The organism is Micromonospora sp. NPDC049903 (assembly GCF_044460945.1).
GTDB lineage: Bacteria > Actinomycetota > Actinomycetes > Mycobacteriales > Micromonosporaceae > Micromonospora.
In genome coordinates this window covers 968,194-992,730 of record NZ_JBITKL010000001.1, presented here as the reverse complement: position 1 = coordinate 992,730, position 24,537 = coordinate 968,194, and the positions used below count along the sequence as shown (strand labels likewise).

The 24,537-nt window shown below is 71.3% G+C and carries 20 protein-coding genes; 15 read left to right on the top strand and 5 right to left on the bottom strand.

What is annotated here, in order from left to right:
* Nucleotides 1–10 precede the first annotated feature (10 nt).
* Nucleotides 11–367, bottom strand: a complete 357-nt coding sequence (locus ACIBO1_RS04205) for an STAS domain-containing protein (protein WP_396741258.1) — start codon at nucleotides 365–367, stop codon at nucleotides 11–13.
* 165 nt (nucleotides 368–532) lie between these two features.
* On the opposite strand from ACIBO1_RS04205, the gene ACIBO1_RS04200 reads away from it, so the two are divergent.
* The 6 genes from ACIBO1_RS04200 to ACIBO1_RS04175 are packed head-to-tail and all read left to right on the top strand — an operon-like array spanning nucleotide 533 to nucleotide 6,118.
* Complete coding sequence (locus tag ACIBO1_RS04200; protein WP_396741256.1) at nucleotides 533–1,393, top strand: STAS domain-containing protein; 861 nt, start codon at nucleotides 533–535, stop codon at nucleotides 1,391–1,393.
* On the top strand, nucleotides 1,393–1,809 hold the full coding sequence (locus ACIBO1_RS04195) for an STAS domain-containing protein (protein ID WP_396741254.1): 417 nt from the start codon (nucleotides 1,393–1,395) through the stop codon (nucleotides 1,807–1,809). The genes ACIBO1_RS04200 and ACIBO1_RS04195 overlap by 1 nt, the downstream gene beginning before the upstream one ends.
* On the top strand, nucleotides 1,806–2,225 hold the full coding sequence (locus tag ACIBO1_RS04190; protein WP_396741252.1) for an ATP-binding protein: 420 nt from the start codon (nucleotides 1,806–1,808) through the stop codon (nucleotides 2,223–2,225). The genes ACIBO1_RS04195 and ACIBO1_RS04190 overlap by 4 nt, the downstream gene beginning before the upstream one ends.
* The gene (locus ACIBO1_RS04185) at nucleotides 2,213–3,235 is read left to right on the top strand and encodes an ATP-binding SpoIIE family protein phosphatase (RefSeq protein WP_396741250.1); all 1,023 of its coding nucleotides are present in this window, start codon (nucleotides 2,213–2,215) and stop codon (nucleotides 3,233–3,235) included. Before ACIBO1_RS04190 ends, ACIBO1_RS04185 begins: the two co-directional genes overlap by 13 nt.
* Nucleotides 3,232–4,581, top strand: a complete 1,350-nt coding sequence (locus tag ACIBO1_RS04180) for an ATP-binding protein (protein WP_396741248.1) — start codon at nucleotides 3,232–3,234, stop codon at nucleotides 4,579–4,581. Before ACIBO1_RS04185 ends, ACIBO1_RS04180 begins: the two co-directional genes overlap by 4 nt.
* A gap of 1 nt (nucleotide 4,582) precedes the next feature.
* Complete coding sequence (locus tag ACIBO1_RS04175) at nucleotides 4,583–6,118, top strand: SpoIIE family protein phosphatase (RefSeq protein WP_396741246.1); 1,536 nt, start codon at nucleotides 4,583–4,585, stop codon at nucleotides 6,116–6,118.
* A gap of 19 nt (nucleotides 6,119–6,137) precedes the next feature.
* On the opposite strand, the gene ACIBO1_RS04170 is transcribed toward ACIBO1_RS04175, so the two are convergent.
* Nucleotides 6,138–6,359 carry a helix-turn-helix transcriptional regulator gene (locus ACIBO1_RS04170; RefSeq protein ID WP_396741244.1) on the bottom strand — a complete coding sequence of 74 codons (222 nt, stop codon included), beginning with the start codon at nucleotides 6,357–6,359 and terminating at the stop codon, nucleotides 6,138–6,140.
* 189 nt (nucleotides 6,360–6,548) lie between these two features.
* On the opposite strand from ACIBO1_RS04170, the gene ACIBO1_RS04165 reads away from it, so the two are divergent.
* The 5 genes from ACIBO1_RS04165 to ACIBO1_RS04145 all read left to right on the top strand — a co-directional run bounded on the left by ACIBO1_RS04165 (nucleotide 6,549) and on the right by ACIBO1_RS04145 (nucleotide 11,831).
* Nucleotides 6,549–6,821, top strand: a complete 273-nt coding sequence (locus tag ACIBO1_RS04165) for a flavin reductase (RefSeq protein ID WP_396741242.1) — start codon at nucleotides 6,549–6,551, stop codon at nucleotides 6,819–6,821.
* 32 nt (nucleotides 6,822–6,853) lie between these two features.
* Nucleotides 6,854–7,390, top strand: a complete 537-nt coding sequence (locus tag ACIBO1_RS04160) for a PadR family transcriptional regulator (protein ID WP_350697485.1) — start codon at nucleotides 6,854–6,856, stop codon at nucleotides 7,388–7,390.
* Nucleotides 7,387–8,088, top strand: a complete 702-nt coding sequence (locus tag ACIBO1_RS04155; protein WP_396741240.1) for an ABC transporter ATP-binding protein — start codon at nucleotides 7,387–7,389, stop codon at nucleotides 8,086–8,088. Before ACIBO1_RS04160 ends, ACIBO1_RS04155 begins: the two co-directional genes overlap by 4 nt.
* The gene (locus tag ACIBO1_RS04150) at nucleotides 8,085–9,608 is read left to right on the top strand and encodes an FtsX-like permease family protein (RefSeq protein WP_396741238.1); all 1,524 of its coding nucleotides are present in this window, start codon (nucleotides 8,085–8,087) and stop codon (nucleotides 9,606–9,608) included. Before ACIBO1_RS04155 ends, ACIBO1_RS04150 begins: the two co-directional genes overlap by 4 nt.
* A 120-nt stretch (nucleotides 9,609–9,728) precedes the next feature.
* A complete protein-coding gene (locus tag ACIBO1_RS04145; RefSeq protein WP_396741236.1) occupies nucleotides 9,729–11,831 on the top strand; it encodes a hypothetical protein in 2,103 nt (700 codons plus the stop codon).
* Nucleotides 11,832–11,924: 93 nt separating this feature from the next.
* On the opposite strand, the gene ACIBO1_RS04140 is transcribed toward ACIBO1_RS04145, so the two are convergent.
* Nucleotides 11,925–14,021: a S9 family peptidase gene (locus ACIBO1_RS04140; RefSeq protein ID WP_396741234.1), complete on the bottom strand. Its 2,097-nt coding sequence runs from the start codon at nucleotides 14,019–14,021 to the stop codon at nucleotides 11,925–11,927.
* Between the two features lie 83 nt (nucleotides 14,022–14,104).
* On the opposite strand from ACIBO1_RS04140, the gene ACIBO1_RS04135 reads away from it, so the two are divergent.
* Nucleotides 14,105–15,448, top strand: coding sequence for an FAD-binding oxidoreductase (locus ACIBO1_RS04135; protein ID WP_396741232.1), 1,344 nt, complete (start codon nucleotides 14,105–14,107; stop codon nucleotides 15,446–15,448).
* Nucleotides 15,449–15,458: 10 nt separating this feature from the next.
* On the opposite strand, the gene ACIBO1_RS04130 is transcribed toward ACIBO1_RS04135, so the two are convergent.
* Complete coding sequence (locus ACIBO1_RS04130; protein ID WP_396741230.1) at nucleotides 15,459–17,516, bottom strand: SpoIIE family protein phosphatase; 2,058 nt, start codon at nucleotides 17,514–17,516, stop codon at nucleotides 15,459–15,461.
* A gap of 177 nt (nucleotides 17,517–17,693) precedes the next feature.
* Between ACIBO1_RS04130 and ACIBO1_RS04125 the strand changes: the two genes are divergently transcribed.
* Nucleotides 17,694–22,064, top strand: a complete 4,371-nt coding sequence (locus tag ACIBO1_RS04125; protein ID WP_396741516.1) for a HAMP domain-containing protein — start codon at nucleotides 17,694–17,696, stop codon at nucleotides 22,062–22,064.
* Nucleotides 22,061–22,621 (top strand): two-component system response regulator, encoded by a 561-nt coding sequence (locus ACIBO1_RS04120; RefSeq protein ID WP_396741228.1) that lies wholly within the window; start codon nucleotides 22,061–22,063, stop codon nucleotides 22,619–22,621. The genes ACIBO1_RS04125 and ACIBO1_RS04120 overlap by 4 nt, the downstream gene beginning before the upstream one ends.
* A gap of 102 nt (nucleotides 22,622–22,723) precedes the next feature.
* On the opposite strand, the gene ACIBO1_RS04115 is transcribed toward ACIBO1_RS04120, so the two are convergent.
* Complete coding sequence (locus ACIBO1_RS04115) at nucleotides 22,724–23,059, bottom strand: STAS domain-containing protein (RefSeq protein WP_396741226.1); 336 nt, start codon at nucleotides 23,057–23,059, stop codon at nucleotides 22,724–22,726.
* A gap of 139 nt (nucleotides 23,060–23,198) precedes the next feature.
* Here ACIBO1_RS04115 and hemL point away from each other — a divergent pair, with 139 nt between their 5' ends.
* Nucleotides 23,199–24,533 carry a glutamate-1-semialdehyde 2,1-aminomutase gene (gene hemL, locus ACIBO1_RS04110; protein WP_396741224.1) on the top strand — a complete coding sequence of 445 codons (1,335 nt, stop codon included), beginning with the start codon at nucleotides 23,199–23,201 and terminating at the stop codon, nucleotides 24,531–24,533.
* Nucleotides 24,534–24,537: the final 4 nt, after the last annotated feature.

Sequence of the window (24,537 nt, the reverse complement as noted above, 5' to 3'; positions counted from 1 at the left end):
CGCGGTGAGGTCAGGAGGAGGTGGGGGTGGGTTCCCCCGCGACCGCCTGGTCGACCGTCGGATAGGTGTGCAGGACCTCCACGAGGCCACTCACCTCAAGGATGCGCAGCACGCCTCGTTGCGGCGCGGCCAGCCGGACCACTCCGCCGGCCTCGTCGGAGCTGTTCTTTGCGCGGACGAACACCGACAGACCGGTGGAATCGCAGAACGAGACCTCCGACAGGTCGAACACGAGGCGGCTGCGCCCCTTGTCGAGCAGGTCGGTGATCTGGTCCTGCAGTTGCGGTGCGGTGGCCATGTCCAGTTCGCCTGCGACCGCCACCACGACCACGTCACCGCGTTGCTCCGTGTGCACCGTCAGGGACATATGCCAGACCTCCTGTTTATCGGAGGAACGGTATCCCACACGGGGCCCGGTACGCAGAACGGGAGCACGATGAGGTGTCCACCGTCATTCCCTTGCTTCGCGACAAGTAGTTTGAGGGTCTGCGGTGATAGAGTCCGGCCGGTCCAGGTCCTAGGGGGTAGTGCGATGGCGTTGAGCGCTGACGAGAGTGGCCGCTTGGCCGACCTGCTCACCAGTCAGGCCGGACAGATCGTCCAGCGGTGGACCGAGGTCCTCGCCGCACAGTTGCGGGGCCGACTCAGTCAGGCCGAACTGGTCCGGCAGGTACAGGAACTACACCGGGCACTGGTGGACGCGCTCGGCAAGGGCGTGGGCGACCTCGCCGCCGAGGAGGCCACCGAGCTGCGGGCCGTGCTCGCCGAGGTCTCCCGTGGGCAGGCCCGACAGGGCTTCAGCGCCACCGAGACCGCCAGCGGCGTGTTCGCCCTCAAGGAGGCCCTGCTCGCGGTCATGGAGACCGATCAGGGCACCGGCACCCTGCGCGACTACGTCGCCTTCTCGGCGCTGGTCGACCAGATGGGCCTGTTCACCTTCGAGACCTTCGTCCGCACCCGCGAGAGCCTGATCGCCGACCAGGCGGAGCAGCTGCTGGAGCTGTCCACCCCGGTGGTCAAGCTCTGGGAGGGTGTGGTGGCGGTGCCGCTGGTCGGCACGCTCGACTCGGCCCGCGCCCAGGTGGTGATGGAGCGGCTGCTGCAAACCCTGGTCGACACCGGCTCGCCGTACGCGATCATCGACATCACCGGCGTACCGGCGGTGGACACCCAGGTCGCCCAGCACATCCTGAAGACCGTGGTGGCGGCCCGCCTGATGGGTGCCGACTGCATCATCTCCGGCATCCGGCCGCAGATCGCCCAGACCATCGTCGCGCTCGGCATCGAGTTCGGCGACATCGCCACCAAGGCGAGTCTCGCCGACGCGCTGCGGCACGTGCTGCGGCTCACCGGCGTCGAGGCGAACCGACGCCAGCCTCGCCGGGAGGCGTGATGGAGCGGGTGCCGATTCTCAAGATCGGCGACATCCTGCTGGTCTCCATTCAGCTCGACATGTCCGATCAGACGGCCGTGGCCCTCCAGGAGGACCTGGCCGAGCGGATCGTCGCCACCGGCTGTCACGGCGTGATCATCGACATCACCGCCCTGGACATCGTCGACTCCTTCGTCGGCCGGATGCTCTCCACCATCGCCTCCATCTCCCGGGTGCTCGACGCCGAGACGGTGGTGGTCGGGATGCGTCCGGCGGTAGCCATCACCCTGGTCGAGCTGGGCCTGTCGCTCAACGGCATCCGGACCGCCCTGAACGTCGAGCGCGGGATGGAACTCATCGCGGCCGACCGCGCCGACGACTTCGACGACGACGACTTCCACGACGGGCCGGATCCCGAGCCGACGGCGTCGTCATGACCAGCGGCGTCGACCTGGGGCGTCCCCAGGCGCAGACGGTCGGCAGTGACGAGGACGTGGTACGCGTCCGGCAACTGGTGCGTACCGTGGCGGTGGCGGTCAAGCTGTCGCTGGTCGACCAGACCAAGGTGGTCACCGCGGCCAGCGAGCTGGCCCGGAACACACTGGTGTACGGCGGTGGCGGCACGGTCGAGGTCTCCGCCGCCGACAACGGCCGCCGGTCCGGCATCACGATCGTCTTCGCGGACGACGGCCCGGGCATCGTCGACCTGGATCTCGCACTGACCGACGGCTACACCACCGGTGGCGGCCTCGGTCTCGGCCTCAGCGGTGCCCGGCGGCTGGTGGACGAGTTCGACATCCAGACCGCGCCGGGACAGGGCACTCGGATCACGATCACCAAGTGGTCCCGGTGACCGCCGCGCCGGTCTCCGACCGGGGCACCTGGTACCGCGTGGAGAACGGCAGCGCCGGCAGCGCCGTGCGGCGGGCGGCCGAGCGCCTGGGGGAGCAACTGGCGCTGCCCGAGGGCCGCATCGCCGACCTGGCCATCGTCGCCGCCGAGCTGACCAGCAACCTGATCAAACACGCCGACGACGGCGTACTGCTGCTCCGGCCGGTGCGTCGTGAGCTGGACGCCGGTGTCGAGATGATCGCCCTGGACTCCGGGCCCGGCATGGCCGACCTGGCGCACTCCGCGCGGGACGGACACTCCACCACCGGCACCCTCGGCATCGGCCTGGGCGCGATCGTGCGGCAGGCGAGCTGGTTCGACGCGTACTCCTGGCCGGGGCGGGGCACCGTCATCGCGGTACGCGTGTTCGACGGCGCGGACACCGACCCTTCCTGGATCGGCGGGCTGACCCGGCCGCTGACCGGCGAGACGGTCAGCGGGGACGGTTACGCCTGGCGGATCATCGGCGATCGCCGGCAGGTGTTGGTCAGCGACGGTCTCGGGCACGGTCCGCTGGCGGCTGCGGCCACCGACGCCGCGCTCGCCGCGTTCCGCAGCGCCCCGGCCGCCGCCCCGGCCGAGGTGGTCGGGCACCTGCACCGGACGCTGTCGCACACCCGTGGCGCCGCGCTCGCGGTGGCCGAGCCGGACCCGGCGGGCGCGGTGCTGCGGTACGCCGGGCTGGGCAACATCTCCGGCGTGCTCATCGACGCGGACGGCCGGCGGCGCGGCCTGGTCTCGCTGCCCGGCATCGCCGGGCACCAGCGACCCACGATCCGGCAGTACGACTACCCGTTCGGCCCGGACAGCCTGCTGGTGATGCACTCCGACGGAGTGGTGGACCGCTGGCGGATACTGGACTACCCCGGTCTCGTCGGGCGGTCGCCGCTGGTGACGGCCGCCACCCTGCTGCGTGACGCCGGCACCCGGCGCGACGACGCCGGGGTGCTGGTGGCGAGGTCCTGGTCATGAGCGTCGCCTCGCTGATGCAGATGGCGCTCCGGGTCGAACAGGACATCTTCGTGGTCCGGCAACGGGGCCGTGAGGTGGCCGGCGCAATCGGCCTGGAGCACCAGGACCAGGTCCGGATCGCCACCGCGATCAGCGAGGTGGCCCGGGACCTGCTGCGGGCCGTCGGTGGAGCGGACGTGTTCTTCGCCGTCGCCGACACCGTGGACGGCCGCCACCACCTGCGTATCGACCTCGTCCCGGTGGCGCCGCTGCCGGACGGGCGTTACCAGCCCGAGTCCGGTGCGGTGGCGCGTCTGGTGGACACACTCAGCGTGGTTGCCGAGAAGCAAGTTACGGTCGTGAGGATGTCGCGACGAATCCCGGCCACCGCGCAGGCGCTCACCTCCGAGCGTCTCGCCCAGTTGCGCGCCCAACTCGCTCAGAGCGCGCCGGGCACTGCGGAGGAGGAACTCGCCACCCAGAACACCCAGCTCATCGCCGCTCTCGACGAGGTACGCACCCAGCGCGACGAGCTGGCCCGGCTCAACGAGGAACTGGAACAGACCAACCGTGGCGTGATGGCGCTGTACCACCAGCTCACCGACGAGTTGGAGGCGACCAACCGGGGCGTGGTGGCGCTCTATGCGGAGTTGGACGAGAAGTCGGCGCAGTTGCGGGCCGCGAGCGAGTCCAAGACGCGGTTCCTGGCGAACGTCAGCCACGAGCTGCGGGCCCCGGTCACCGCCATCATCGGGCTGGGTCGGTTGCTGGACGATTCCGCCTCCGACCCGCTCACCAGTGAGCAGGAGCGCCAGGTCGGCCTGATCCGTGACTCTGCCTCGGATCTGCTGTCCCTGGTCAACGAACTGCTCGACCTGGCCAAGGCGGAGTCCGGCCGGATCGAGCCGGCCATCGCGGACGTGGACCTCAAGGCCCTCTTCGGGCAGTTGCGGGGCACCCTACGGGCGCTGCCCACCGCCGGTGACGTGGCGCTGGTGGTGGAGGAACCGCCGACACCGGCCACCGTGCGGACCGACGAGGTGCTGCTCGCTCAGGTGCTGCGCAACCTGCTGCACAACGGGTTGAAGTTCACCGCCGAGGGCGAAGTGCGGATGCGCGCCGAGCGGCACGACGGCGGCTGGCGACTCTCCGTATCGGACACCGGACCGGGGATCCCCGCAGAGCTGCACGAGCGGGTGTTCGAGGAGTTCTACCAGGCACCCGGCCCGACCCGGTTGGGCGGCACCGGCCTCGGCCTGCCGTACGCCCGGCGGCTGGTGGCCCTGCTGGGCGGCACCCTCGACCTGGCCAGCGAGCCCGGCCGGGGCAGCACCTTCACGGTCTCGCTGCCGGCAGACGGAGCCTGACGTGGACGGCGCCGCGACAGTGCTGGTGGTCGACGACAGTCGGACCAAGCGCTACCTGTTGGTGAGCTGGCTGACCCGGGCCGGTTTCACCGTGCTGGAGGCCGAGACGGGCGGCGAGGCGTTGAGCCGCGTCGGGGTGGAGTCGGTCGACCTGGTGGTGCTCGACGTCCGGCTGCCGGACATGAGCGGCTTCGAGGTCTGCGAGCAGCTCAAGTCGGCGCACCCGGCGCTACCGGTGATCCACGTGTCCGCGCACGCGATCGACACCGCCGACCGCACCCAGGGGCTGACCCGGGGCGCGGACGCCTACCTGGCGGAGCCGATCGAGCCGGAGGAACTGGTCGCCACCGCCCACGCCGTACTGCGCTACTACCAGGCGCGACAACGGGCCGAACTGCTCGCCGAACGTCTCACCGGGTTGGCCGACACCACCCTGGCGGTGCACTCCGCGCCGAACTTCGCCCGGCTGCTGGAGTCGGCGGCGACGGGTGCCGCCGAGATCTTCAAGAGCCCGGCCGCGGTCATCGCCGAGACCTTCGACGGTGACTGCCTGGCCGGTGTCTCCACCGGTCCCGGTGCCGAGGGCCTCATCGTGCCCTGGGTGGTCGACGACACCGGCGTACCGACCGGCACCGTCGTCACCGTGCAGGATCCCGCCGGCTGGGCGCTCGCCGACTGGCCGACCGACGACACGGTCACGGTGGCCGCCGCCCGGCTGCGCGAGGACCGCGCGCCGATCTACGTCGTGGTCCCCACCGCCACCCAGACCGCCCGTACGCCGGTGCTGGTCCAGCTCGCGCAGGCGGTGGCGTCGGCGGCGGAGGCGCAGCGCTCCTTCGACGAGGAGCACCGCATCGCGGTGACCCTGCAACGCAGCCTCCTGCCACGGCGCATCCCCGAGATCGCCGGGCTCGACCTGGCCGTCCGATACGAGCCGGCCAGCGCCCGGACCGAGGTGGGCGGCGACTTCTACGAGCTGGTGATGCTCGACGGCCACCTGCTGCTGGCCATCGGCGACGTGGCGGGCCACTCGCTGCACGCGGCGACGGTGATGGCCGAGCTGCGGCACGCGGTGCGGGCGTACGCGGTGGAGGGCCACCAGCCGGGCGAGATCCTGCACCGGGTCAACGAGTTGATGCGGACGCTGCTGCCCAACGAACTGGCGACCATCTGCGTGCTGCTGTTGGACCCGTCCACCGGACACGTCCGGCTGGCCAGTGCCGGGCACCTGCCGCCGTTGATCAATCAGGACGGCAAGGTCGAGTACGTGCAGCACTCCGCGCCACTGCTCGGCGTACGCGCGCCCCGCCCGGCGGACCTGGAGTTCGTCCTGCCGGCCGGCGCGACGATGGTCTTCTACACCGACGGGTTGATCGAACGGCGGGACGTCACCATCGACGACGGGTTGGCCGCCCTGTCGGTCAGTGCGTCCCGCGTCGACGACGACCTGGACCGCTTCTGTGAGCGCCTGCTCGTCGAACTCGCCCCGCACGAGATCCAGGACGACGTCGCCGTCGTCGTCCTCCGTCGTCGCTGAGACGTTCCTGAGGGGCGATCTACCCCTGCTCGTCGTCGTCCGTCTGACGTGGCTGCCGGTACTGGCGGATGTACTCCTCGACATCAGCGCGTAGCCAGATCTTGCCGACCGACAACACCTGGTAGGGCTGCGGGAAGTTCGGATGCGCGGCGATCTGGCGGAAGCGGGATCGCCCCACGCCGAGCATCGCCAGGATCTCGCCAGCGGCCACCAGAGGCCCTGGCCCACGGTCCTTGCCCATGCCAAGGAAGGTAGGCGCACGATTGCCTGCCAATAGGATCGCGCATGAGTGGGTCCGCCTTTAGAGGCGCGCCAACATTGACAGGGGGGCGCGTGTTGGGTTGGAATCGGGGTAGGCCCCTCGGCTGCTGGAGGCCGAGCCCGGCGGCCGAGGGCTTGCCACCCGTCGCATCCCCGGGAGGAGCCCCGAATGACGCAACGGCACGCCCCCGTCAAGCCCCTCTGGTTCTGTGCCGCCTGCGCGCACGGCTGGCCGTGTACGCAGGCCCGAGTCGAACTCGCGGCCGACTACGGTCCCGGTCGACTGCTCGCGCTGGACATGGCCGATCTGCTCCGGGAGGCAACCGCCGACCTGACCCGGCTCGGAGCGCCACCCGAACCGATGTACTTCCACGTCCGCTTCCTCGGCTGGATCCGCAAGCCGACCCGAGGACCGCTCCGCGCGGCGCGCGGGGCCGCTTGACGGGTGCTATTCGCTGAGTGAATAGTGGGCTCGTGTCCACGTCGCACGTCCTGCTCGGGCTGCTCGCCACCGGCACCATGCACGGGTACGAGCTGAAGCGGGCGTACGACGAGCGGTTGCCGCAGGCCCGCCCGTTGGCGTTCGGGCAGGTCTACGCGACGTTGAACCGGCTGCTCCGGGACGGCCTGGTGGTCCCGGCGGGACAGGAACGCCTCGCCGGGCCGGACCGCACCGCGTACGCGCTGACCGACGAGGGGCGGGCGGCACTGGACCAGTGGTTGGGCACCGTCGAGCCACCCATGCCGCACGTCAACAGCGCGCTGTTCGCCAAGGTGGTGGTGGCGCTGCTGGACGCCGACGCGGACCGGGCCCGGAGTTACCTCGTCGCGCAGCGGCGAGCCCACACCGATCGGCTGCGCGAGCTGACCGCGCTCAAGACGGCACCGGAGGCCACCGTCGACGACGTCGTGGCAGCCGACTACGCCATCGCCCATCTCGACGCCGACCTGCGCTGGCTGCGCACCACCCTGGAGCGGGTCGCCGACTGGCACCGGGAGGTGCACTCGTGACGCAACTTCAGGCGCGCGCACTGGTCAAGTCGTACGGGCCGACACCCGCACTTCGCGGCCTCACCCTCGACGTCGCCGAGGGCGAGATCGTCGCGGTGACCGGGCCGAGCGGCTGCGGCAAGTCCACCCTGCTGCACTGCCTGGCGGGCATCCTGCGGCCCGACGCCGGTGAGGTGACCTGGCGCGATCACCGCATCGACACCTGGTCCGAGGCAGCTCGGTCCCGCCTGCGGCGTACCGAGTTCGGGGTGTTGTTCCAGTTCGGTCAGCTCGTTCCGGAGCTGACGGCGGCGGAGAACGTCGCGCTTCCGCTGCTGCTCGCCGGCACGGGGCGGCGAGCAGCGCGGACGGCGGCGCTCACCTGGCTCGACCGGTTGGGCGTGGCGGACTGCGCCGACGTGCGGCCGGGCGAGATGTCCGGCGGGCAACAGCAGCGCTGCGCCACCGCCCGCGCCCTGGTCACCGAGCCACGGGTGCTCTTCGCCGACGAGCCGACCGGGGCGCTGGACTCGCTCACCGGCGAGCAGGTGCTCACCGCACTCGTCCGGCTCACCCGCGAGCAGGGCACGGCGGTGGTGCTGGTGACCCACGAGCCCCGGATCGCCGCGTACGCCGATCGCGAGATCGTGATGCGCGACGGCGTGATCGACCACACCGGCCTGGGACTGGACGCACCGCTGACCGGCGGCGCGCGGTGAGACCGGGGACGCTGGCCCGGCTGGCCCTGGCCGGCAACCGCACCGACGCCGCCCGGGTGGTCCTGACCGCGCTGAGCGCCACCCTGGCCGCGCTCGCCGGGCTGGCGGCGATGACCGTGCTGGCCATCGAGAAGCCGCCCGGCCACGACTGGGAGCAGTCGCAGCAGTACGCGAACGCGCTGCTGCGCGAGCCGGGACTGCGCGGCGGCACCGCCTTCGCATTGCTGCTGCTGGCCGTACCCGTGCTGGCCCTGGCCGGGCAGAGTGCCCGGCTCGGTGCCCCGGCACGGGACCGCCGCCTGGCCGCCCTACGGCTTGCCGGCGCGACTCCCGGCCAGGTCACCCGGGTCGCGATGCTGGAGACCGGCCTCGCCGCTCTGGTCGGGACGCTGGTCGGACTGGCGGTGTACCTCGGCGGGCGGGAGCTGCTGCACCGCCCGGACGCCCAGGGTCAGCTTGCCCTGCCCACCGACGTCCTGCCCTCGGTGCCGGCCATCGCGGCGGTGACGCTGGGGCTGCCGCTGCTCGCGGCGGCGGGCACCGCGCTGCTGCTGCGCCGGGTCACCACCACGCCGTTGGGCGTGTTCCGGCGGGCGGGGCGGAACCGGTCACCCCAGCCCTGGCCTGCCCTGCTGATCGGCGGTGGTGTGCTGGCGGCCGCGTTGGCCGAACCGCTGCGGAAGGCGTTCGAAGGCGTCGGCACGAACTGGGTCGCGATCGTGTTCACCCTCGGCCTATTCGCCGTCGTGATGGGGGTGGTGCTCGGCACCGGATGGCTGTCGTACGCTGCCGGGCGGCTGCTGCACCGACTCGCCCGAGGACCGGCGACACTGCTGGCCGCCCGCCGGTTGACCGACGACCCGTGGAGCAGCAGCCGTACCTTCGCGGCGCTGCTGGCCAGCGTCCTCATCGGTGCCGGTGCGGCGGGGTTCCGGGCCTACTTCCAGCTCATGCAGCGGATCGAACGGGAGGAGAACCAGGCGGCTGGATTCGGTGGCCCGGTCAGCGACGATCGGTCCTTCTATCTGAACACCATGGACCTGATCGACCTGGCCGTCCTCGTGGCGGTCGCCATCGCCACGGCGGGCCTGCTGGTCACGCTGGTGGAGGGCATCGTCTCCCGCCGTCGGGCGTACGCCGCGCTGGTGGCCACCGGGGTGCCCCGGGCCACCATCGGCGCCTCGATCCTCATCCAGGTGCTGGCACCGGTGGTGCCCGCCGTGCTGCTCGCGGTCGGCGTCGGGTACGGGATCGGGCGGCTGTTCAGCGGCGACGTGATCAGCGGCGGCTACACCCAGGAGGTGTGCCGGGCCGCCGTGGAGCTGTGCCAGGATCCGGCCACCCGCCCGTACCACGTCGAGTTCGTCGCACTCGAACGCGTGATCCGCACGCCGGACGTACCGCTCGAACAGCTCGCCCTGGTCGGTGGCGGCGCGCTGCTCGCGGTGCTGGTCACGGTCGGGCTGGGGATGCTGTTCCTGCGGGCCAACACGGCGATGGAGGAACTGCGCGCCACCTGAGACGCGGGCGGCCAGGCACTTCCGGCGTCCTAGGCACTTCCGCCTTGCCTGGCGGGATGACATCTGCCATTCTCACTCTCCCACCGGTGATGATCACCCGGTCGGTCCATGGGGGACAGAATGCTTACCCGCTCGCGCTCAATTCGACGGATCGTGGCGCTGCTGACCGTGACGGCACTCAGCGCCGTCGGTGCCGCCGTACCGATGTCCGCGCCGGCCCTCGCGGCCGACACCAACCTGCAATCCGAGCAGAGCACACGCCCACCGGCGGTGAGTTCGTCCGCGTATCCGGCCTACCACAACCCACCCAACCTCGACTACAACGTCGGGGTGGCAGGCCGGTTCACCTTCCTCTCGTGGCGCACCGACACGGTGGGATTCGCCTGGCGGCTCGGTGAGGACGGTCCCTCCGGCACCGTCCCGGTCGCTGCGCGCCAGGGAAGCGCGTCGATCACCCCGGACCGTGCGGGAAGGCAGACGCTCTACGTCCGGGACGTGATCGCCGACGGTACCCCACTGACCGAAACGGCCTACACGTTCGATGTGGACAACGGCCCACGGCTCGCCGATCCGGGCGAGGACGGTACGGAACTGGTGGTCGGCGAATCACGCACGATACGCCTGCGGCCGGGGGCGCCGGATGTCGTGTCCTACACGTACGAGTTGCGCGACACACGGATGCAGACGCTCGGCGCAGGTAGCGTGGCCGCGCGCCCGGACGGGACCGCGGATCTCACCTGGACGGCCGCGCACCACGAGATCAGATCCATGCTGGTCCAGAGTGTGAGTGCCGACGGGACGATCTCCGCGTCCCGCCGCATCGGGTACAGCGTCGACGGCGCGACGCCGACCGTGTCGCTAACCCACGGGATGGGCTGGGTGGAACCCGCCACCTTCACCGTTCGGACCCGGATGGCGAACCCGGTCGAGTACGTGGTCACCGTCAACTCCGACGAGGCGAGCCGCCAGACCCTGACGCCCGCAGCCGACGGCAGCGCCACCTTCCAGCTCCTGCCCACCGTCAAGGGCACCCACTTCATCGTCGTCTACGCCCGTGACGCCGCCGGTGTCCAGACGAGCGCCGCCACCATCCTCTGGTCGGTCTCCAACCGTCCCCGGGTCACCTCGACCGGGTTTCCGGCGAACGGCGTCGGCCGGGTGTGGCCCGGCTCCTTCACCTTCACCGCCGGGATGCCGGGCACGACCGCGTTCCGTTACCGCATCAACGGGGGGCCGGTGACCACCCTCCCGGCCGACCCGAACGGGACGGCGACCCTGTCCTGGACGCCACCCGAGGTCGGCGAGTACGAGCTGATCGCCTGGAGCACGACGGCGACGGGCAGCACCTCGTCGGTCACCGAACACCGGTTCCAGATCGCGCACCGCCCGGTCTCCCTCAGCTATCTGGTTCCGCAATCGGTGGTCACCGGCGAGGTGCACATGCTGGAGCTGACGGGCTTCGACCTGCAGAAGGACGACGTCGTCGAGGTCACGCCGGCCGGTGGCAAGCCGGTGCGGGCGCAGGTCCACCAGTTGAACGGGCAGCGTGTACGGATGTTGGCCTCCGTAGACCTGGCCGGTGCGGCCACCGGCCCCGCCACGGTGACGCTGACCCCGCACGACGAGCTCGGGTACTCGGTGACGATGCCGGTCACGCTGCAGATCGTCGCTCCGCCCCCGCCGAAGGCGACGAAGCCGCCGACGATCACCGGGACGGTCGCCGTGGGCAGCGTCGTGAAGGCCGGCGCCGGGACCTGGACGCCCAGCCCGACGTCGTACCGGTACCAGTGGGCGGCGAACGGCGCCGCGATCAAGGGTGCCACCGGAGCGTCGCTCACCATCCCCGCCACCCTGCTCGGTAAGAAGCTCACGGTCACCGTGACGGCGGTCCGGGCCGGTCACCCGAACGGCACGGCCACCTCGAAGTCCACCGTCGCGATCGCCAAGGGCAAGGCACCCAAGGCGACGAAGAAGCCCCGGGTCACCGGTACGGCCAAGGTCGGTCGGAAGGTGACCGCCTCCGTCGGCACCTGGTCGCCGAAGGTGGACTCCTACCGGTACGAGTGGCGGCTGAACGGAAAGGTGATCAAGGGTAAGACGGGCAAGACGTTGAAGCTCACGTCCTCGATGCGCAACAAGAAGCTCACCGTCACCGTGATCGCCCGCAAGACGGGGTACGCGGACGGCAGATCCACCAGCGCGTCGGTCACCGTACGCCGCTGAGGCTCGGCCCAGCTCACCTCGACCCGCCCCACGGTGCCGGCAGCACAAGGACTGCCGGCACCGTGGGGGATCGGGTGTCGCCCCGGCGGGCGGTCAGGCGCGGCCGAGTCGGTCCAGGGTCCAGGCGTTGACGAACGCCTCCTCGCGCCAGGCGTCGTAGCGCCCGCTGGGCCCGCCGTGGCCCGCCTCCATCTCGGTCTTGAGCAGGTATTCGCCCTGAGGTGCGACGGCCCGCAGCCGGGCGATCCACTTGGCCGGCTCGTGATAGAGCACCCGGGTGTCGTTGAGGCTGGTCATCGCCAGGATCGCCGGGTACTCGCGGTCGGCCACGTTCTCGTACGGGGTGTACGACTTCATGTACGCGTACACCTCCGGGTCGGCGAGCGGGTTGCCCCACTCCTCCCACTCGGTGACGGTCAACGGCAGTGACGGGTCGAGGATCGTGCTGAGCGCGTCCACGAACGGCACCTGCGCGACGATCGCGGTGAACGCGTCCGGCGCGAGGTTGGCCACCGCGCCCATCAGCAGCCCGCCGGCCGAGCCGCCCCGGGCGAGCAGCCGGTCCGACGACGTCCAGCCCGCCTTGGCCAGGTGCCGGGCGCAGGCGACGAAATCGGTGAAGGTGTTCTTCTTGGCCAGCAGCTTGCCCTGCTCGTACCAGCTCCGGCCCAGCTCGCCGCCGCCCCGGATGTGGGCCACCGCGAAGATCACCCCACGGTCCAGCAGGGACAGTCGGCCGACCGAGAACCAGGGGTCCATGCTGGCCTCGTACGAGCCGTACCCGTAGATGACGCACGGCGCGGAGCCGTCACGCGGGGTGTCCCGGCGGCAGACCAGCGAGATCGGCACCTTGGTGCCGTCGTCGGCCAGCGCCCAGTCCCGGTGCTGCTCGTAGTCCTCCGGCCGGTACTCCCGCCCGTCCGGGCCGGGTAGCACCGGTCGCCGCCGCAGCAGCGTCATCTCGCGGGTCACCAGGTCGTAGTCGTACACCGAGTCCGGGGTGACCAGCGAGGTGTAGCGCAGACGAACCCGCCCGGTGCGGTACTCCGGGTTCGAGTCCAGCCCGACGGTGTGCAGCGGCTCCGGGAACTCGATGTCGTGCCCGTCGCCGCCGCCGACCGGCAGCACCCGCAACCCGGTCAGCCCGTTGGCGCGCAGCGTCACGACCAGGTGGTCGGCGAAGGCGTCGACGGACTCCAGCCGGGTGCCGGGGGAGTGCGCGATCAGCGGCACCCAGTCGCCCGGCGCGTCGGCCGAGGTGTACGCCAGCGCGAAGTCCTCCGCGCCGTCGTTGTGCAGGATCAGGAACCGGTGCCCGTGGTGCTCCACCGAGTACTCGACGCCCTGCCGGCGGGGGGCGATCACGGCCGGCTCGCCGGTGGGGTTGCCGGCCGGGATGACGCGTACCTCGCTGGTGATCTTGCTGGCGATGTCGATCAGGATGAAGCGCTCCGAGCGGGTCAGCTCGACCCCGACCCAGAACCGCTCGTCGTCCTCGGAGTGCACCACCACGTCGTCGGCGGCGGCCGTGCCGAGCACGTGCCGCCAGACCCGGTGCGGACGCCAGGCGTCGTCCACGGTCACGTAGAACAGCACCGAGGCGTCGGCCGCCCAGGCGGTGCCGTAGAAGGTGTCCGGGATCTCGTCGGGCAGCAGCTCACCGGTGGCGAGGTCCTTGATCCGGAGGGTGAAGCGTTCCTTGCCGGAGAAGTCGGTCGAGTAGGCCAGGAAGCGGCCGTCCGGGCTGACGTCGAAGGCGCCCAGCGAGAAGAAGTCGTGCCCCTCGGCGAGCAGGTTGCCGTCGAGCAGCACCTCCTCGCCGTCCAACGGGGCGCCGTCGGGGCTGATCGGCGGCGTGGTCTCGCCGTCGCGGACCGCACGGCGGCAGTGCACGCCGTACTGCTTGCCCTCGACCGTCCGGGAGTAGTACCAGTGCCCGCCCTTGCGGGTCGGCACCGACAGGTCGGTCTCCTGGGTGCGCCGACGGATCTCCTCGAACAGGTCCGTGCGCAGGTCGGCGAGGTGCGCCGTACGCGATTCGGTCCAGGCGTTCTCGGCCTTGAGGTAGTGGATCGTCTCAGGGTCGTCCTTGGTGGCCAGCCAGGCGTACTCGTCGACGACGACGTCGCCGTGGTGGACGCGTTCGCTCGGCACCTGCCTGGCTACGGGTACGGGGGTCTCGGTGGTCACGGGCGCCACGTTACCGGCAGGCCGGGCGTCTCGGGCGGCGCAAATCCCCACTCGGTCGTTCGAACACATGTACGATCGCTGCCATGGTGCCAGCGCGTTCCACCGGCGGGTCCGGTGCCCTCGACATCGCCCGTCGCCTCACCGACATCTGCGGCTCACGCTTCGCCCGGTTCGCCGGCCCGGCCGACGAGGTGGCCGGACGACCGGCCCGCTGGGTCGCGGTGCCCGGCGGCGCTCACGCGGCGGCCGAGGTGCTGCGGCTCGCCGCGCGGCACGACCTGACGGTGGTGGCGCGCGGCGCCGGCACCAAGATCGACTGGGGTGCCGTGCCGGCACGGGTCGACATCATGCTCGACACCGGTCGGCTCGCCGGCATCGGTCACCAGTCCTCCGATCGGGGCACCGCCGAGGTCGGCGCCGGCACGCCGCTGCGCGCGGTGCAGGCCAGCCTGGAGCGCACCGGTCAGCGGCTCGCGCTGGACGCGCCCTCACCCGGCGCCACGGTCGGCGGCGTGCTCGCCGCAGACGAGGCCGGTCCGTTGCGACACCGGCACGGCACCGCCTGCGACCAGCTCGTCGGCCTGCGTTACCTGGCCGCCGACGGCGAGCTGGCGGAGGCCGGTGGCGGGGCGGCCGGGCTGGCCCAGGCCCGGCTGCTGTGCGGATCGGAGGGCGCGCTCGGCGTGCTGGTCAGCGCCACCCTGCGGGTGCAGCCCCTGCCGGCCAGCCGGGTCTGGGTGACCCGCCCGGTGTGGACGCCACTGGAGGTGCACGACCTGGTCCGGGCGGTGCTCGCCGCCCGGCTCGACCCGGCTGCCATCGAGGTGGACCTGCCGGCCGGTGCGGGACCCCGGCCGAGGGACCCCCGGGCCGAGTCGATGGCGCGCCACCCGTCCATGACGGGACGCCCGTCGACCGGCCCGGCGGGGGCCGGCTCGCTGGTGGTGCTGCTCGAAGGCGGGCCGTCGGACGTGGCGGAGCGCGCCGACCGGCTCCGGTCGATGCTCGGTTCCCGGGCCACCGTCGCCCGGTCCGCACCGTCCTGGTGGCGCAGCTACCCGTTCGCCCCCGGTGACACCGCGCTCCGGCTGGAGGTCCCGATCAGCGACCTGCACGCCGCCGTCTACGCGTTGCGGGACGCGGCCGGCTCGCCGGTGCCGGTCCGTGGCTCCGCCGGCCTCGGCGTGGTGCACGCCGCGCTGCCCGGCACGATGGCCCCCGACCGGGTGGCGTCGATCCTGGTCGCGGTGCGCAGCGTGCTGCTCGCCCGACGGGGTCGCTGCCTGGTGCTCTCCGCGCCGCCCGCCGTCCGGCGGGCCGTCGACCTATGGGGCGAGCTGACCGGCGTGGCCCGGATGCGCGCCGTCAAGCAGCACCTCGACCCGGGTCACCGGCTGGCCCCCGGCCGCCTACCCGGCGGCCTCTGAGCCCCGGCGGTCAGACCGCGTCGTTGCGCAGGACCAGGATGGCGATGTCGTCCCGGGGTGCCTCGACCGAGAAGTTGATCGCGGTGGCGCGCAGCCGGGCCGCCACCACGTCCGCCGAGTAGCCGGCGAGCGGCGCGGCGGCGTCCCGGAGCCGACCGGTGCCGAACAGCTCCCGGCCCCGGCGTCGCTCGGTCACCCCGTCGGTATAGAAGACCAGGCAGTCGCCCGGGTCGAGGGCGATGTCCAGGGTCGGCGAGGTGATCGCGTCGAGCAGGCCGAGCGCGGTGCCGCCGGTGCCGACGAAACTGGCCGGGCCGCCCGCCGCGCGTACCAGCACCGGCCGGTCGTGGCCGGCGAGGTGCAGCCCCACGTCGAGCTGCCCGTTCTCGCCCGGTCCGACCGCCGCCAGCGCCAGCGTGCAATACCGCCCGGCGCCCCGCTCGACAAGCGTCTCGTTGAGCCGGGACAGCACCTCGGGCAGGGGCTTGCCGTCCCCGGCCAGCACCCGGATCACGTCCCGGACCAGCCCGGTGACCGCCGCGGCCTGCACTCCCTTGCCGGAGACGTCGCCGATCACCACCAGCCAACGGCCGTCCGGCATCGGCACCACGTCGTAGAAGTCGCCGCCGACCTCGGCGTCGTCGCCGGTCGGCACGTACTCGGCGGCGAAGCCGATGCCCTCCACCACCGGCAGCACCGGCGGCAGCAGCGACTGTTGCAACGTCTGCGCCACCCGGCGACGCTCGGCGTGGATGCGGGCGTTCTCGATCGCCAGGGCGGCGCGCCGGGCCACGTCCTCCAGCACCGCGATCTCGTCCGGATCGTGCCGGTGCCGCTGGTGCCGCCCGACGGCCAGCGTGCCGAGGCGCTGACCCCGGGCGATCAGCGGCACGGCGAAGCCCTCCATCGGCGCGCCGAGTGGGGTCTGGGTGCCGTTGCGGCTCGCCTCGCGGAGCCGGGCCTGGACCGAGTCCGGTCCCGCCTCGCGCAGCGTGGCGTGCAGCTGCGGCAGCATCGACTCGTCGGCGTGACTGGCCGCGGCCAGCTTGAGTCGACCCCACTCGTCGGTGGTGTGCACGGCACACCACTGGCCGAGCCGGGGCACCACGAGCTGCGGGACGAGCGCCATGGTCAGCTCCACGTCCAGGGACTGGGCGAGCAGCTCACTGGCCTCGGCGAGGAAGGTCAGCCACGCCTGCCGCCGGACGTCGGCGCGGCGCAGCCGGTCGTTCTCCAGGTGCAGCGACAGCCGCTCGGCGGTCAGGAGGGCCAACGGCCGGGCGTACGCGGTGGGTGCCGCGTCGAGTTCCAGCTCACCGGCGTACGGGCGGTGCACCGCCAGCGGCACCCGGAGCAGGTCGTTGCCGGGGCGGGGCTGCCGACCGTACCGGGCGATCACCTGTGGGCCGTGCCCGTCGCCCCGGTCCAGGCGCACCACTCCACCGGCAGCGCCGACCATCTCCGCCACCCGGGTCAGCAGGCTGGTGGCGAAGTCCGGCAGCGGATCGTCCGCGTACGGGTCGGGGGTGGGCTGCATCAGGGCGCTCATCGCCCCGGCGCTCGGCACGGAGGTGTGATTGCCGTCCGAACGGTCGGTCGGCGGGGCGAAGTCGTCCGGGCCGGTGGGCTCCGAACCGTCGCGCTGTGGCCCGTCGCGCTCCAACCGGAACCACACGCCCTTGCCGCTGGGCAGATAGGTGGTGCCCCAACGGCTCGCGAAGTGGTCGACCAGCAGCAGGCCCCGCCCGCGCTCGGCGACCTCGGTGATGTCGGTCGCCACGTTCCGGACGCCGACGGTCAGCTCGTCGACCGGCCCGGAGGCGAAATCCGACACGGTCACGGTCAATCCGGACGAGTCCGCGCTGACCTCGATGTCGAGTTCGGTGCGGGCGTGCTCGACCGCGTTGGTGGACAGCTCCGTGGTGAGCAGGAGCGCCTCGTTGAGAAGTTCGTCCAGGTTCGCCTCGGCCAGTACAGACCGGACGACGGCCCGCGCGGCGGCCGGGGTACGTCGGTCGGCGGGCAGCCGGACCCGCCGGACGTGCTCCTCCGGGCCCCCGTCCGTCATTGGCCCCACCGCCGCTGACACCCTCGTATCCTGCCCCGGCACCCGCCTCGTGCCAAGCCGATCACCGGTCGGGTCCGTAATACGGACGGCGGTGCGCCGTGGCGGTTTCGAGGTCACGGGGACAATGATGGGGTGGCCGGCGCGAGCCGGTGTACCCCGATGCGAGTGCGAGGAATGATGACCACGGCGAAACAGTCGGCGATCGCGGACACCTCCGCCGCCGACCACGAGGCGGTCCTCACCGAGCTGGCCGAGGCGCTGCGACGGGTCCGCGGTGGCGATCTCAAGGTCAGGCTGCCCCGACGTTCGGGAGCGGCCGGCGAGGTGGCCGACGCCTTCAACGACGTGGTGTCGCTCCAGGAGCGGCAGCATCTGGACCTGCGCCGGATCAGCCGGGTCGTGGGTCGCGACGGTCGGCTGACCGAACGCCTGGACGAGGAGGGGCTGGACGGCTCCTGGGCGGAGGGGCAGCGCGCGGTCAACTCGTTGATCGACGACCTGGGTCGACCCACCACCGAGATCGCGCGGGTCATCGTGGCGGTCGCCGACGGCGATCTCTCCCAGCACATGGCGCTGGAGATCGACGGTCGCCCACTGCGCGGTGAGTACCTGCGCATCGGCCGCACGGTCAACACCATGGTCGACCAGCTCTCGTCCTTCTCCAACGAGGTGACCCGGGTCGCCCGGGAGGTGGGCACCGAGGGCAAGCTCGGCGGCCAGGCCGACGTACGCGGGGTGGCCGGCACCTGGAAGGACCTCACCGACTCGGTGAACACCATGGCCTCGAACCTGACCGGCCAGGTGCGGTCGATCTCCCAGGTCGCGACGGCGGTGGCGAAGGGTGATCTGTCGCAGAAGATCACGGTCAGCGCACGCGGCGAGGTGGCGGCGCTGGCCGACACGATGAACTCGCTCACCGACACGCTGCGCCTCTTCGCCGAGCAGGTGACCCGGGTGGCCCGTGAGGTGGGCACCGAGGGCAAGCTCGGCGGTCAGGCGGAGGTGCCCGGCGTGGCCGGCACCTGGAAGGACCTGACCGACAGCGTCAACTCGATGGCGTCGAACCTGACCGCCCAGGTCCGCAACATCGCCCAGGTCTCCACGGCGGTGGCCCGGGGCGACCTGTCGCAGAAGATCACGGTGGCCGCCCAGGGCGAGATCCTGGAACTCAAGGACACCGTCAACACGATGGTCGACCAGCTCTCGTCGTTCGCCGACGAGGTGACCCGGGTGGCCCGTGAGGTGGGTACGGAGGGCAAGCTCGGCGGTCAGGCCCAGGTACGCGGTGTCTCCGGCACCTGGCGCGACCTGACCGAGAACGTCAACCAGCTCGCCGGCAACCTGACCAGCCAGGTTCGCAACATCTCGCAGGTGTCCACGGCGGTGGCCAAGGGTGACCTGTCGCAGAAGATCACGGTGGATGCCCGGGGCGAGATCCTGGAGTTGAAGTCGACGGTCAACACGATGGTCGACCAGTTGTCGTCGTTCGCCGACGAGGTCACGCGGGTGGCCCGCGAGGTGGGCACCGAGGGCAAGCTCGGCGGTCAGGCCGAGGTGAAGGGCGTTTCCGGCACCTGGCGGGACCTGACGGACAACGTGAACTCGATGGCGTCGAACCTGACCGGTCAGGTGCGGAACATCGCGTCGGTGACGACGGCGGTGGCCAAGGGTGACCTATCGCAGAAGATCACGGTGGATGCCCGGGGCGAGATCCTGGAGTTGAAGTCGACGGTCAACACGATGGTCGACCAGTTGTCGTCGTTCGCCGACGAGGTGACCCGGGTGGCCCGTGAGGTGGGTACGGAGGGCAAGCTCGGCGGTCAGGCGCAGGTGAAGGGCGTCGCCGGCACCTGGCGCGACCTCACCGACAACGTCAACTCGATGGCGTCCAACCTGACCGCCCAGGTCCGCAACATCGCCCAGGTCTCCACCGCCGTCGCCAAGGGCGACCTGTCGCAGAAGATCACGGTCGACGCGCAGGGCGAGATCCTGGAGTTGAAGTCGACGGTCAACACGATGGTCGACCAGTTGTCGTCGTTCGCCGACGAGGTGACCCGGGTGGCCCGCGAGGTGGGCACCGAGGGCAAGCTCGGCGGTCAGGCCGAGGTGAAGGGTGTCTCGGGCACCTGGCGGGACCTGACGGACAACGTGAACTCGATGGCGTCGAACCTGACCGGTCAGGTGCGGAACATCGCGTCGGTGACGACGGCGGTGGCCAAGGGTGACCTGTCGCAGAAGATCACCGTCGACGCGCAGGGCGAGATCCTGGAGTTGAAGTCGACCGTCAACACGATGGTCGACCAGCTCTCGTCGTTCGCCGACGAGGTGACCCGGGTGGCCCGCGAGGTCGGCAGCGAGGGCAAGCTCGGTGGTCAGGCGCAGGTGAAGGGAGTCTCCGGCACCTGGCGGGACCTGACCGAGAACGTCAACCAGCTCGCCTCGACGCTGACCACCCAGCTGCGCGCCATCGCCCGGGTCTCCACCTCGGTGACCCGTGGCGACCTGACCCAGCGGATCACCGTCGAGGCACAGGGCGAGGTCGCCGAGCTCAAGGACAACATCAACCAGATGATCGTCACCCTGCGGGAGACCACCCACAAGAACGCGGAGCAGGGCTGGCTCGACTCCAACCTGGCCCGCATCGGTGGTCTGTTGCAGGGCCAGCGCGACCTCGGCGAGGTCTGCCGCATGATCATGCAGGAGGTGACCCCGCTGGTCGACGCGCAGCTCGGCGCGTTCTTCCTGGCGGACAACTCCGAAGGGGTGATGCGGCTGCGGCTGACCGCCTCGTACGGCTATGTGTCCCGGGGACACGACGTCACCTTCGGGCCCGGTGAGGGACTCGTCGGCCAGGCGGCGATCTCCCGGCGCACGATCCGGGTCGGCGCGGTGCCGGACGGCCGCATCACGCTCCGCTCCGGTCTGGCCGACACCCCGCCGGCCGACCTGGTCGTGCTGCCCGTCCTCTTCGAGGGCGAACTGCTCGGCGTGATCGAGTTCGCCACCGTCACCCCCTTCTCCGAACTGCACCTGGCGTTCCTGGAGCGGCTGGTCTCCACCATCGGCATCGCGGTCAACACCATCCAGGCGAACCGGCGTACCGAGGAGTTGCTGGCCCAGTCGCAGCGGCTGGCCCACGAGTTGCAGGAGCAGTCGGCGGAGTTGCAGCGCACCAACGCCGAGCTGGAGGAGAAGGCCACGCTGCTCTCCGAGCAGAAGGGCAACATCGAGACCAAGAACCGGGAGATCGAACTGGCCCGGCTCGGTCTGGAGGAGAAGGCGCAGCAGCTCACCCGGGCCTCGGCGTACAAGTCGGAGTTCCTGGCGAACATGAGCCACGAGCTGCGTACGCCGTTGAACTCGCTGCTGCTGCTGGCCCGGCTGCTCGCCGAGAACTCGGAGCAGAACCTCAGCCCGAAGCAGATCGAGTTCGCCCGGACCATCCACGGGGCCGGGTCCGACCTGCTCTCGCTGATCGACGACATCCTCGACCTGTCCAAGATCGAAGCGGGTCGGATGGACGTCGAGCCGACCGAGATCCGGTTCGCGGAGATCCGCAACTACGTGGAGCAGGCGTTCGCGCCGCAGGCCGACGAGAAGGGCCTGGACTTCCAGGTACGCGTCGGCAAGGACCTGCCGGCGGCGGTGGTCACCGACGCCCAGCGGCTCCAGCAGATCCTGCGCAACCTGCTCTCGAACGCGGTCAAGTTCACCGACAACGGCGCGGTGACGCTGCGCATCGCACGTGCCCCGGAGCACGCGGTGTTCGACGTGCCGGCGCTGACCAACGCCCGGCAGGTGCTCGCGTTCACGGTGATCGACACCGGCATCGGCATCTCCGACGACAAGCTGTCGCTGATCTTCGAGGCGTTCCAGCAGGCGGACGGCACCACCAGCCGTCGCTACGGCGGCACCGGCCTGGGGCTGTCGATCAGCCGGGACCTGGCCCGCCTGATCGGCGGCACGATCACCGTCACCTCGGCACCGGGCCAGGGCTCGACGTTCACGCTCTATCTACCCGACGTGCTGGCACCGGACGCGGTGGTGGCGCCGTCGCCACCCTCACCACAGCGGGCCGGCCTGCCGTCGTCGCTGCTGATGCCGCCGGTGGAGCTGCTGCCGCAGCGGCCGGAGGCACCCAAGACCCGTCAGCTCGACGGTGCCACCGTGCTGATCGTCGACGACGACGTCCGTAACGTCTTCGCCCTGACCAGCGCACTCGAACTGCACGGCATGACCGTCCTGTACGCCGACAACGGCACCGACGGGGTGCGCCTGTTGGCGGAGCACCCGGAGGTGGACATCGTCCTGATGGACGCGATGATGCCCGACCAGGACGGGTACGAGACGACCCGGCAGATCCGCCGGAACCACCGCTTCGTGGACCTGCCGATCGTCTTCCTGACGGCCAAGGCGATGCCCGGTGACCGGGAGTCGGCGATCGCGGCCGGGGCCAGCGACTACATCACCAAGCCGGTCGACCTGGACGAGCTGATCGAACTGATGACCAGCTGTATCAGTGGCAGCCGCACCGAGGAGGGCTCGTGACGCAGGTGGCGAAGGCGCTGCTGGTCGATGACCGCCGGGAGAACCTGATGGCCCTGGAGGCGATCCTCCAGGGTCTGCCGGTGCAGACGGTCGCGGTGGAGAGCGGCGAGGCGGCGCTGAAGCAGTTGTTGGTGGACGACTTCGCGGTGATCCTGCTGGACGCCCAGATGCCGGACATGGACGGCTTCGAGACGGCCAGTCACATCAAGCGGCGGGAACGGACCCGGCACGTACCGATCATCTTCCTGACCGCCGCGGACCGCGACGCCCAACTGGCGCTGCGCGGTTACGCGGTCGGCGCGGTGGACTACCTGACCAAGCCCTTCGACCCGTGGGTGCTGCGGGCCAAGGTCTCGGTCTTCGTGGAGCTGTGGACGAAGACCCGGCAGTTGGCCGCGCAGTCCGAGATGGTGCGGGAGCGCGACGCCCAGTGGCGGCTGCTGACCGACGCGGTGGACGAGGCGAGCACCCTGCTGCGGAGCGCGGACAAGGACCCGGACGCGGTGGCCCGCGCCGTCGCCGTCCTGGAACAGGCCCGCTGGGGGACCAGCTCCTGACACCGCCCGATCGTGACGTCGCCGTGGACTGCCGCCCGGTGGTCCACGACAGCGTCACGATCGACCCGGCGGCCCGTGGTCGGGACCGGGTTGAGCGGTGGCTCAGCTGGTCGGGGCGTCGTTACGGATCATCAGGGCGCTGCGCAGGCCCGTGATGTCGAGTACGCGTATCAGGAACTCGCCCACGTTGCTCAGCAGGAGCAGGCTCTGCGCGTGGCTGGCCTTGCGGCTGAGGACCACGAGCGTCCCCAACCCCTGCGAGTCGCAGAAGGTGACCCCGCCGAGATCGAGCACGATCCGAGGCGGGGGTTCGGTGAGCACTTCGTTGACGACGGTCGACAGCTGGGCGGCCGTGAGCATGTCGATCTCACCGGCTAGGCGAAGCACCGCTTCGTCGCCAGTCCGGTGTACGGTGATGGACAGTTCGGCACGATCCACCGGGTCAGCCTATCGCGATCTCGGGCACCCGGCCTGTCGAGGCGAACCGCCTCCGCCCAGCGTGCCGCAGGTGAGCCGGATAACCCTGATCCGGGGTGCCTGCCGATCCGCCGTCGGGCGCTGACACAATGGCGGCATCGTGACCGAGGTGTTTCCCGCCGGAACCGACCGCTATCCGGTCGACGCGCCGGCCTCAGAGGCCCTGTTCGACCGCGCCCGCGCCATCGTGCCGGGCGGGGTGAACTCCCCCGTGCGCGCCTTCCGAGCGGTCGGCGGCACACCACGCTTCATGGTCCGTGGCGAGGGACCGTGGCTCCACGACGCGGACGGGCGACGCTACGTCGACCTGGTCTGCTCCTGGGGCCCGCTGATCCTCGGCCACGCCCATCCCGAGGTGGTCGCGGCCGTGCAGGCCGCCGCCGCGCAGGGCACCAGCTTCGGCACCCCCACCCCGGGCGAGGTCGACCTGGCCGCCGAGATCGTCGCGCGGACGCCCGTCGAGCAGGTGCGCCTGGTCAACTCGGGCACCGAGGCGACCATGTCGGCGATCCGGCTGGCTCGGGGATACACCGGACGCTCCAAGATCATCAAGTTCGCCGGTTGCTACCACGGGCACGTGGACGCGCTGCTGGCTGCGGCCGGCTCCGGCGTGGCCACCCTCGGGCTGCCCGACTCGCCCGGTGTGACCGGCGCGGCGGCGAGCGAGACCATCGTGCTGCCGTACAACGACCTCGCCGCGGTGCAGGAGGCGTTCGCCGCCGAGGGCGAGCACATCGCCGCCGTGATCACCGAGGCGGCGCCGGGCAACATGGGTGTGGTGGCACCCCGGGACGACTTCAACGGCCAGTTGGCGCGTATCGCGCACGCCAACGGCGCGCTGCTCATCGTCGACGAGGTGATGACCGGGTTCCGGGTCTCCCGCTCCGGCTGGTACGGCCTCGATCCGGTCGACGCGGACCTGTGGACGTACGGCAAGGTCATGGGTGGTGGGCTGCCTGCGGCGGCGTTCGGCGGGCGCGCGGAGATCATGTCGCGACTGGCTCCGGCCGGGCCGGTCTACCAGGCGGGCACCCTCTCCGGTAACCCGCTGGCCTGCGCCGCCGGTCTGACCACGCTGCGGCTGGCCGACGACGCGCTGTACCGCCGGCTGGACGACACCGCCGCCGTGGTGGGCAAGCTCGCCGCCGACGCGCTGGCCGCCGCCGGGGTGCCGCACCGGCTGTCGTACGCGGGCAACATGTTCTCGATCTTCTTCACGGACGCCGACGTGGTGGACTACGACAGCGCCCGCACCCAGCAGGTGCCCGCGTTCAAGGCGTTCTTCCACGCGATGCTCGCGGCCGGGGTCTACCTGCCGCCGAGCGCGTTCGAGTCCTGGTTCGTGTCGGCGGCGATCGACGACGCCGCCCTGGAACAGATCGCCGCCGCCCTGCCGGTGGCGGCCAACGCGGCGGCAGCGACGACAGGGGTGTAAACCA